General features: G+C 58.5%; 9 protein-coding genes and 2 tRNA genes. 3 read left to right on the forward strand and 8 right to left on the reverse strand.

All coding sequences use genetic code 11. The features are described from left to right. Positions 1-36: 36 nt before the first annotated feature. The 3 genes from P406_RS25060 to P406_RS25070 form a co-directional block, all read right to left on the reverse strand. Positions 37-489, reverse strand: a complete 453-nt coding sequence (locus P406_RS25060; protein ID WP_003409505.1) for a YkvA family protein — start codon at positions 487-489, stop codon at positions 37-39. 366 nt (positions 490-855) lie between these two features. Then, entirely contained in the window at positions 856-1,626 is a 771-nt protein-coding gene (gene bamJ, locus P406_RS25065; protein WP_003346532.1) for a BamJ family beta-barrel-assembly machinery protein, read from the reverse strand. Between the two features lie 206 nt (positions 1,627-1,832). Further along, the gene (locus P406_RS25070; protein ID WP_046237684.1) at positions 1,833-3,242 is read right to left on the reverse strand and encodes a DUF4329 domain-containing protein; all 1,410 of its coding nucleotides are present in this window, start codon (positions 3,240-3,242) and stop codon (positions 1,833-1,835) included. A gap of 247 nt (positions 3,243-3,489) precedes the next feature. Between P406_RS25070 and P406_RS25075 the strand changes: the two genes are divergently transcribed. After that, the gene (locus tag P406_RS25075; protein WP_003409499.1) at positions 3,490-4,008 is read left to right on the forward strand and encodes a cupin domain-containing protein; all 519 of its coding nucleotides are present in this window, start codon (positions 3,490-3,492) and stop codon (positions 4,006-4,008) included. A 32-nt stretch (positions 4,009-4,040) separates the two neighbouring features. On the opposite strand, the gene P406_RS25080 is transcribed toward P406_RS25075, so the two are convergent. From P406_RS25080 to P406_RS25100, 5 genes are all read right to left on the reverse strand, one after another. Next, positions 4,041-4,433: a VOC family protein gene (locus tag P406_RS25080; protein ID WP_003368327.1), complete on the reverse strand. Its 393-nt coding sequence runs from the start codon at positions 4,431-4,433 to the stop codon at positions 4,041-4,043. A gap of 56 nt (positions 4,434-4,489) precedes the next feature. Continuing rightward, entirely contained in the window at positions 4,490-5,680 is a 1,191-nt protein-coding gene (locus P406_RS25085) for a CaiB/BaiF CoA transferase family protein (protein WP_046237685.1), read from the reverse strand. A 125-nt stretch (positions 5,681-5,805) separates the two neighbouring features. Continuing rightward, the gene (locus tag P406_RS25090; protein ID WP_046237686.1) at positions 5,806-6,201 is read right to left on the reverse strand and encodes a hypothetical protein; all 396 of its coding nucleotides are present in this window, start codon (positions 6,199-6,201) and stop codon (positions 5,806-5,808) included. A 361-nt stretch (positions 6,202-6,562) separates the two neighbouring features. After that, positions 6,563-6,639 (reverse strand) — tRNA-Asp (locus tag P406_RS25095). A 21-nt stretch (positions 6,640-6,660) separates the two neighbouring features. Next, positions 6,661-6,736: transfer RNA gene (locus P406_RS25100), tRNA-Val, on the reverse strand. Positions 6,737-6,907: 171 nt separating this feature from the next. Between P406_RS25100 and rdgC the strand changes: the two genes are divergently transcribed. After that, a complete protein-coding gene (gene rdgC, locus P406_RS25105) occupies positions 6,908-7,828 on the forward strand; it encodes a recombination-associated protein RdgC (protein WP_003317427.1) in 921 nt (306 codons plus the stop codon). Between the two features lie 96 nt (positions 7,829-7,924). Continuing rightward, a complete protein-coding gene (locus tag P406_RS25110) occupies positions 7,925-8,872 on the forward strand; it encodes a bile acid:sodium symporter family protein (protein ID WP_046237687.1) in 948 nt (315 codons plus the stop codon). Positions 8,873-9,102: the final 230 nt, after the last annotated feature.

The following is a 9,102-nucleotide window of genomic DNA, read 5'->3' on the forward strand; positions in this document are numbered from 1 at the left end:
AGCGGAACGCCAGGGCTTGTGTTCAATCCGTGAGACTTACACCTTGCCTCGCTCTTGCTCCAGCAGTGCCTGAGTCTTCGGCAACTGCTCGACCACGATGAGTTTCTCGGGCGATTGCTGCGCGCGCCACGCACGAAAGGCGTCCAGCTCATTGCTCAGGTGCTTGGTAACCCACGCCAGCACGGCGATGTCATCGAGCATGCCGAGGCCGGGTATCCAGTCGGGGATCGCATCCAGCGGGCTGAGGAAGTACATCAGACCGGCGACGATGGACAGGATCGCTTTAGGGCTGATGGCGCGGTATTCGCCCCGCCAGTAAGCCAGGCACAAGGCCTGCAGCAAACGCAGGTCTTCCTTGAGTTTGCCCAGCCGATTGCCTTCACTGTTGCCCTTGCGCGCGACAGCGAACAGCAATCCTGGCAAGCGTCCAGCCGCCAGCAGACGCCGGGCTCCGGGCAGATAACGGATAAAATTCCACGGTGCTTTCATACCCACTCCCGTTCAGCAAAATGTCGTTCGATAAAAGCAGATCCGCTGAACCTGCCTGGCCAGTGCCACAAGGTTATCCACAATAATTGTGGATAACCTTGTGAACAGCGGCTTTTTTCCAGCCTCAACACCCCGTTTTCGGGGGGCCATAGTCAAATCGGGCGTTTTTTACTCACAAAAAAACTACAAACGTGTGAACCCGACACCCTCTATGAAACGAGTGCCTTGATATTGCCAGACTGTCGGACAATGCTTTTGCATGCATCCATGGTAGTGGGACTACCCGAATGGCCAAGCGTTCGGCAAATAAGCCGGACACAAAAACGCCCTGTCGAGACAGGGCGTTTTCTGTAGCCAGGTGGTGCGTTACTTCTTGGCCGGAGCCGAAGCGGCAGGAGCTGCCTCTTCTTCGTCGGCATCAGCACCAGGCGTCGGTGCCGCTGCAGGGTCCTTGATACCCAGCAGTTCGAGATCGAACACCAGTACCGAGTTGGCAGGGATCGCCGGGCTCGGGCTCTGTGCGCCGTAAGCCAGATCACTCGGGATGAAGAGTTTGATCTTCTCGCCGACGTGCATCAGCTGCAGACCTTCGACCCAACCCGGAATCACACCGCCAACCGGCAGATCGATCGGGCTGCCGCGCTCAACGGAACTGTCGAAGACCTTGCCGTCGATCAGCTTGCCTTCGTAGTGAACAGTCACAACATCGGTAGGCTTGGGCTGAGCGCCATCGGCTTTCTTGATGATCTGATACTGCAGGCCGGAAGCGGTGGTGACCACGCCGTCCTTTTTACCGTTCTCTTCGAGGAATTTCTTGCCAGCGGCAGAAGCTTCTTCGCTCATCTTCGCCAGACGCTCTTCGGAACGCTTTTGCAGCGCGGAGAAGGCTTCAACCAGCTCTTCGTCCTTGAGTTTCTGATCTTTCTTGCCGACAGCATCTTCGATACCCAAGGCTACAGCCTTGGAATCCAGATCATCCATACCTTCCTGAGCCAGGCTTTTGCCCATGTTCAGACCGATGCCATAAGACGCTTTTTGTGCTGGGGTTTTCAGCTCTACGGTGCTGGCTTGCTTGTCACAACCTGCGAGTACCAGACCGACCAGGGCAATCGCCGCTGCCAACCGATGCTGTTTCATGCTAATTCCTTGTTCATGCGCCAAAAGGGCAAACGAGTAAAGCCGCGAGCTTATCAGGCCGCCGCGATCAATGGCTACCGGCATGAGAGGCAGAAAACGCCGATAAGTTCAGGTATCCAAAGGTTTTCCCGGATCTGTACCGCATTGTTCAGTTGCAGTTCAGTTTGTGATTCGCGAAGGCAAGGCGCTGGCTCGCTGCACAGGGCTCAGGCCACGGGCCTGATCACCCCGGCATCAGGCCAGCGCTCACTGGTCTGCAGCACGCGCAGAAGCCCGGCCCGCGCCACTCGAAGGACGAAATCCTGCACGCTGAGGGTACCGGCCGCGAGTTGCGCCTGAACGGACTCGGCCCCTGAGTACACGCGCGATACGCTTTGCAACAGTTGAAACTCCTCGGCGGACTGACTGGGGGTGTAACAGAGCAGCGCGCCGTCGGCTGCCGAGAAATAAACGGCGGACATCTCGAAACCATAGCGAATCGGCAAGCCTTTGCGGCGCTGTGCCGGTTTGTGCCGGTAGCTGAACATCCGGTGCAGGTCATCCGGCTCGAAGAAATCGTTGATGACTTCACGCCCGCTCTCGACGGCCAGATTGGCAGAGCAGAAATACATGCCGTCCACACGGTAGCCGTCCGGCAATGCAGGCCGGTAATACGCATCGGGATGGAACGCCGAACACGGCGCATACACCGGCATGCCGTCATCGAGAATCGGCTCGGCAATCCGATAGGCTCGCGTGAGCGGATTGAACAGAAGACAACCGATGATCTGCGAATGAATACGACTGCCGATACGGCCATGTGCGTAACGTGCAGCCTCATCGGCGCTGTCGAACGGCGCGCTGAGACTCAGGGGTCGGGGTGGCCATTGCGCGTCGCAGCTTGCGGGCGATTTGGCGGGAGGTGTACGAGCGGCAGCGTCGTCCGGGTAAGGCTGCCAGTCGGCCGGCACTTTGCCTGCCCGCCCCCACAGTCGGCTGGGCACTATCACGTGCAGATCCCCGGCACCGGCCAGCAGGCGCACCACATCACTGGGCATCATGCTGAGGTTCTGCAACGCCTTGTGGATCTGACTGAGTTCACACAGGTGCGGCATGCTCTGCGGACCGGAGACACGCGCAAACAGGGTGTCTTCGGCGGCAGAGCGAGACAGCGTGTATTTGATCAGGGAACCGTCAGGCCCGGAAAGATAGGTCGCCGCACACACCTCCTGATCGTCGATCACCGCATAAATGTCGCCGACTGAAAAACTGTTCGGGTAAGTGACCTTTTCACTGTCCGGCCACTCGTCCAGCCCGGCCTGCAGTGACGGGTGAGAATGGTAGACCGCATAGTCGTCATGCCCTTGCGGGTAGAGCACATAACCTTCCTGCTCGTTGCGCGGGAACACTTCGTTGGGATCGAAGCTGAACTGGCTGCCGTTCATGGGTTCGGTCGCAACGTACTTGCCGTCCCTGCGAACCAGAATGAAACCGCCGTATTCGCGATCACGCCGGTCGCCGATCCGCTCATGGGCATAACGCGCCGCGTCGTCAGGATGATCGAACGGCGCGCTGAGCGTCGGCATGTCGGGGTGCTGATCGATGGATCGTTTGTAGCGTCTTTTTCTGGGGTGCATCCGGGGCTCCTTGAAAGCCTGACTGATTGAGTCATGAGCGTAAGGAAACCCGGCACGGCGAGTGACATAGATGAATATGACGTTACGTAGGTTGGCCGGCGCCGAACAACATGAAATTAAAGATAATTTTTAAGCATTCCGGGATGTGCTTCGATCCGCGGCGTGGGCGAGTCTGCCCAGCCCCTGCGTCGACCATCGCGACTGGCGACCAGGGCTTACGCAGTTTGTCGTGCTCAGGAACGTTTTTATGCAACCGACCACTCGTTTTCGCTCAAAGCGCTCGACAGCCCGCCAGTTGGCAAGCCTGGCCGTGATCGCCGCAGCAGCCATGTTGCCGGTCAGTGCAGCCTATGCCACCAAGAAGCCGCCTCTGGTTGTCACTGAGGGCATCAAGGCCTACCGCCTGTGCACAGGCCCCGACAATCTGTCACACGTCATCGAGGGTTCGATAGATCAAAAAGCCATGACCGATGTCAGCGCCCTGCACTTCAAGGAAACCCCGGCGCACTCGTCCTTTGACTGGCATCCGGCACCCGAAGAGCAGTACGTGATCACCCTGTCCGGCACGCTGGAATTTTCCACCACCGGCGGCGAAAACTTTGTCCTGCACCCCGGGGAAGTGTTGCTGGCGCAGGACACCACAGGCCCCGGCCATCGCTGGAAGCTGATCGATGATCAGCCCTGGCGACGTGCGTACATCATCACCAAGCCAGGCGACAAGGGCGCGTTCGTGCCGAAGGACGGAGCGCCTGCGAAGGGCTGCTGATGCTGTGATGCAGCCGCCCTCATCGAGCGCGATTAAATCGACACATCAGCCGCTGGCTCGGAAATTTCGATCAGGTTCAGATCCGGATCACGCACATACACCGACCAGATCGGCCCGGTAGCACCGGTGCGCTCGACTGGGCCTTCGACGATCGGCCAGTCCTGCTCCTGCAGGTGCACAATCACCTGCTCCAGCGGGATGGTGGCGATGAAACACAGATCCAGCGCACCCGGCACTGGCAAATGGGCCTTGGGCTCGAACTCCTTGCCGCGTTCATGGACATTGATTTTCTGATTGCCGAAGCGGAATGCCAGACGCCCCTGACGAAAGCGTTCAGGGGTCATACCCAGGACACGTACGTAAAAGTCCTTGCAAGCGTCGATATCGGCAGTGGTCAGTACCAGGTGGTCCAGATGATCAATCACGGGATCAGCTCCGTTTGGAATAGAGTTCTGTTTTACGACAACGGCCACGTTTCGGATCAGATAATGCCAAGCCGACGCCACTCGGCACGTGTGGCAGCGTCGATGCCATGAGCTTCAAGCACGGCATCGGTGTGTTGACCGAGTGTCGGCGCAGACGATCTTACCTGACCCGGCGTGTCTTGAAGTTTAGGCACAATCCCCGGAAGGGTGACGGGTGTTCCGTCGTCCAGCGTGCCCTGCAACAGCATGTCCCGCGCCTGATAATGCGGGTCACTGGCGATGTCGGCAGCGTCGTAGATCTTGCCTGCCGGGATACGTGCTTCGTTGAGCGCCGCAAGGACTTCGTCCATCGAGCGCTCGGCGGTCCAGGTCGAAATGGCCGCATCGATGCGCGCCACATGCCGGACCCGCCCGTCGTTGTGCTGAAGCTCGGGGTCGCTGGCCAGGTCCATACGGCCGATCTTTTCCATCAGGCGCCGGAAGATACTGTCGCCATTGCCCGCGATCAGCGCGTACTTGCCGTCATTGCAGCGGTAGGCATTGCTCGGAGCGATGCCTGGCAGGCTGCTGCCAGCCGGCTCGCGGACAGTATCGAATACCGAGTACTCGGGAATCAGGCTTTCCATCATGTTGAACACTGACTCGTACAACGCGACATCTATCTGCTGCCCCTCGCCGCCATTCTGCTCGCGGTGACGAAGCGCCAGCAGAACTCCGATCACACCGTGTAGCGCAGACAGCGAATCGCCAATCGATACGCCGACACGCACTGGCGTGCGCCCTGCCTCACCGGACAGATGACGCAAACCGCCCATCGCCTCGCCGATCACGCCAAAACCCGGCCGGTCGCGATACGGGCCGGTCTGCCCGTAGCCAGAGACACGCAGCATGATCAGTTTCGGATTGAGGGCGTGCAGCGCTTCCCAGCTCAACCCCCAGCCTTCAAGTGTGCCGGGGCGGAAGTTCTCGATCAGTACATCGGCATCCCGGATCAGCCGCCGTGCCATTTCCTGCGCCTGAGGCTGGCGCAGATCGAGGGTCACCGACTGTTTGTTGCGGGACTGCACCGCCCACCAGACCGACGTGCCGTTATGCAGCAAACGCCATTTGCGCAGGGGATCCCCGGTCAGCGGCGGCTCGACCTTGATGACCTCGGCACCGAACTCGGCGAGGATCTTCGCCGCGAACGGCCCGGCAATGAGCTGACCCAGCTCCACCACCTTGATGCCCTGAAGAGGCAGGCTCATGACACGTCCTTTCTTGTTGGGAGGTGGAGGAATGATCTGCGCAAATGCGCTGGATGGAAAGCCGGACGGTGCGCTGCCAGATCGGACCGCCGTAAAAAACCCCGCGCCAGGCGGGGTTCATTGAATCAATTACTGCACGCCAACTGAAAACTCATCGAGGAATCACCCGAAGCACCGCGCTTGCCAACCATAAGGCCCAACACATTGACCTCTTCTGCTGTAGCGGCTCCGCCCAACTTGGCGTGCCCGTAGAACAGCCGTTCATGATCACTGGTATCGATGGAAGAGACCGAGCAGAAACCTGGAGACTTTTCAAACTGCCCTTCCTTGAAGAGCACTTTATACGTCGCGAAGTAGTCTTTCTGACTGCTGTAACTTACAGACTTGATCCAGGGGGACGACTGAGCAACGACATTGCCGTGCTGGTCGATGGTCGCGGTGTGCAGTGCTGGCGTGGCCAGCGCGCCCGCAGAGAGGATCAAGGCTGTGGTGCCTGCAAGCAGTTTAAAACGATTTTTCATAGTTATCCCTTAACTCACTACAGTATCAGACCGCCTCGATTCGGCGGTCGGCTTGGATTAATTATTCTGGGTAATCAAGAGCATTGCTGATGTCTGGATACCCGATCAACCCATTCAGCTAATACCAGCAAAGAGGATAAATCAAGCGTTCACCGAGGCTAACTAACAAGCCTGGTTTTAACTTCAATATTTAAGGAAATTACTTACATTCGCGAAGAATAATTCTTACAGAACTTCAATAAAACTGCCGCGGGGGCATTGCACGAGGGGGTTGGAATTTCCAAACGACAGAAAGCAAAAAGCCCGCACTGGGCGGGCTTTCTGTTTGCTTCAAGGAGTTCAAGGGCCTTGAAGCGGAATATGGCGCAGCGGACGGGACTCGAACCCGCGACCCCCGGCGTGACAGGCCGGTATTCTAACCGACTGAACTACCGCTGCGCGTAACACTAAAAGCGAGTTTGGTGGGTGATGACGGGATCGAACCGCCGACCCGCTGCTTGTAAGGCAGCTGCTCTCCCAGCTGAGCTAATCACCCTTCACTCTCGGTGTGGCGCGCATTCTACGGAGCGACCTGTACTCTGGCAAGCACTTTTTTAAATAATTTTTATAATCCTTCCAAAGGCTTACAAACGCTCTGTACAGGGTTGGCCCCAGCGGCTGAGGAGCGAATAATGCCCGCCTTTGTATAGAAAGAGAGATTCACCTCATGTGGTTCAAAAACCTGCTTGTCTATCGCCTGACCCAGGACGTGCCTTTTGATGCCGAAGCGCTGGAGACAGCACTGGCGACCAAGCCGGCGCGCGCCTGCGCCAGCCAGGAGGTAGCCACCTATGGTTTCGTCGCTCCTTTCGGCAAGGGCGAAGACGCTCCATTGGTACACATCAGTCAGGACTTCATGCTGATCGCCGCACGCAAGGAAGAACGCATTCTGCCGGGCAGCGTCGTGCGTGACGCGCTCAAGGAAAAGGTCGACGAGATCGAAGCCGAGCAGATGCGCAAGGTCTACAAGAAGGAACGCGATCAGCTCAAGGATGAAATCATCCAGGCCTTCCTGCCGCGCGCCTTTATCCGCCGCTCCGCCACCTTCGCCGCCATCGCGCCGAAACAGGGCCTGATCCTGGTCAATGCCTCCAGTCCGAAACGCGCCGAGGACCTGTTGTCCACCCTGCGCGAGGTCATCGGCTCGCTGCCGGTACGTCCGCTGACGGTCAAGGTTTCACCGAGTGCGACCATGACCGACTGGGTCAAGACCCAGAAAGCAGCCGACAACTTCTTCGTGCTAGACGAGTGCGAGCTGCGCGACACCCATGAAGACGGCGGCATCGTGCGCTGCAAGCGTCAGGACCTGACCGGCGACGAAATCCAGCTGCACCTGAGCACAGGCAAGGTCGTGACCCAGCTGTCGCTGGCCTGGCAGGACAAATTGTCGTTCGTGCTGGACGATAAACTGGTGGTCAAGCGTCTGAAGTTCGAGGATCTGCTGCAGGATCAGGCCGAACAGGACGGTGGTGACGAAGCGTTGGGGCAACTGGACGCCAGCTTCACGCTGATGATGCTGACCTTCGGCGAGTTCCTGCCGGAGCTGTTCGAGGCATTGGGCGGCGAAGAGATTCCGCAGGGCATCTGATACGCGCTTTTGCAGCACTGCCGCTCGAAACACCGCGCCGTCTCGTCAGACGGCGCATTCATTTCATCCTGGTTATTCAACAAGAAGGAACAGGCCATGCGTGCGTTGGCAGCCTTGAGTCGTTTTGTCGGCAACACGTTTGCCTACTGGGTGTTGTTGTTCGCCATTCTGGCGTTCCTTTTTCCGCAGGCATTCATTGGCCTTAAGAGCTGGATCGTGCCGCTACTCGGGCTGGTCATGTTCGGCATGGGCCTGACCCTGAAACTCGACGATTTTTCCGAAGTGGCGCGTAACCCGTGGCGAGTGGCGCTGGGTGTGATTGCGCACTTCGTGATCATGCCCGGTGTGGCGTGGTTGCTGTGTCAGGTGTTTCAACTGCCGCCGGAGATCGCCGTGGGCGTGATTCTGGTCGGCTGCTGTCCGAGCGGCACTTCATCCAACGTCATGGCTTGGCTGGCAAAGGGTGATCTGGCGCTGGCGGTGGCGATCGCTGCGGTCACTACCCTGCTCGCCCCGCTGCTGACCCCGGCCTTGATCTGGTTCCTCGCTTCGGCGTGGCTGCCGGTGTCTTTCCTCGATATGTTCTGGTCAATCCTGCAACTGGTCATGCTGCCGATTGTGTTGGGCGTGGTTGCCCAGCGTCTGTTAGGCGCGCGGGTCAGCTATGCGGTAGACGTGCTGCCGCTGGTGTCGGTGGTCAGTATTGTGATGATCGTCTGTGCGGTGGTCGCCGCCAGCCAGGCGAAAATCGCTGAATCCGGCCTGCTGATCATGGCGGTGGTGATTCTGCACAACACGTTCGGTTTTCTGTTGGGGTATTTCACTGGCAAGGTTTTCAAGCTGCCATTGGCGCAACGCAAGTCGCTGGCGCTGGAGGTCGGTATGCAGAACTCGGGGCTGGGCGCTGCGCTGGCCAGTGCGCATTTCTCGCCGCTGGCGGCGGTGCCGAGCGCGCTGTTCAGTGTCTGGCACAATATTTCCGGGGCGTTGCTGTCGACGTATTTCAGAAAGATGCCGGAGGAAGAGAATACGTCCGTCCGTTGATGCCAGTTGACTGTCGTTCCCACGCCCCAGTGAACTGACCCCAAAAAGTTGGACGGTTGACTATCGTTCCCATGCTCCGCGTGGGAATGCAGTTCGTGACGCTCCGCGTCACAAAGCGGTTTTTCTTTGTCAGGAAGATTTGGGCTCGACTCAGGTCACCTTTTCGCCCCTCGGCGACTCACTTTGAGGGACCAAAGTGAGCAAAGTCCCAGCTCCGTTTCCGGCCCGAC

It is taken from the genome of Pseudomonas syringae pv. coryli str. NCPPB 4273 (assembly GCF_000972175.1).
GTDB classification, from domain to species: domain Bacteria; phylum Pseudomonadota; class Gammaproteobacteria; order Pseudomonadales; family Pseudomonadaceae; genus Aquipseudomonas; species Aquipseudomonas syringae.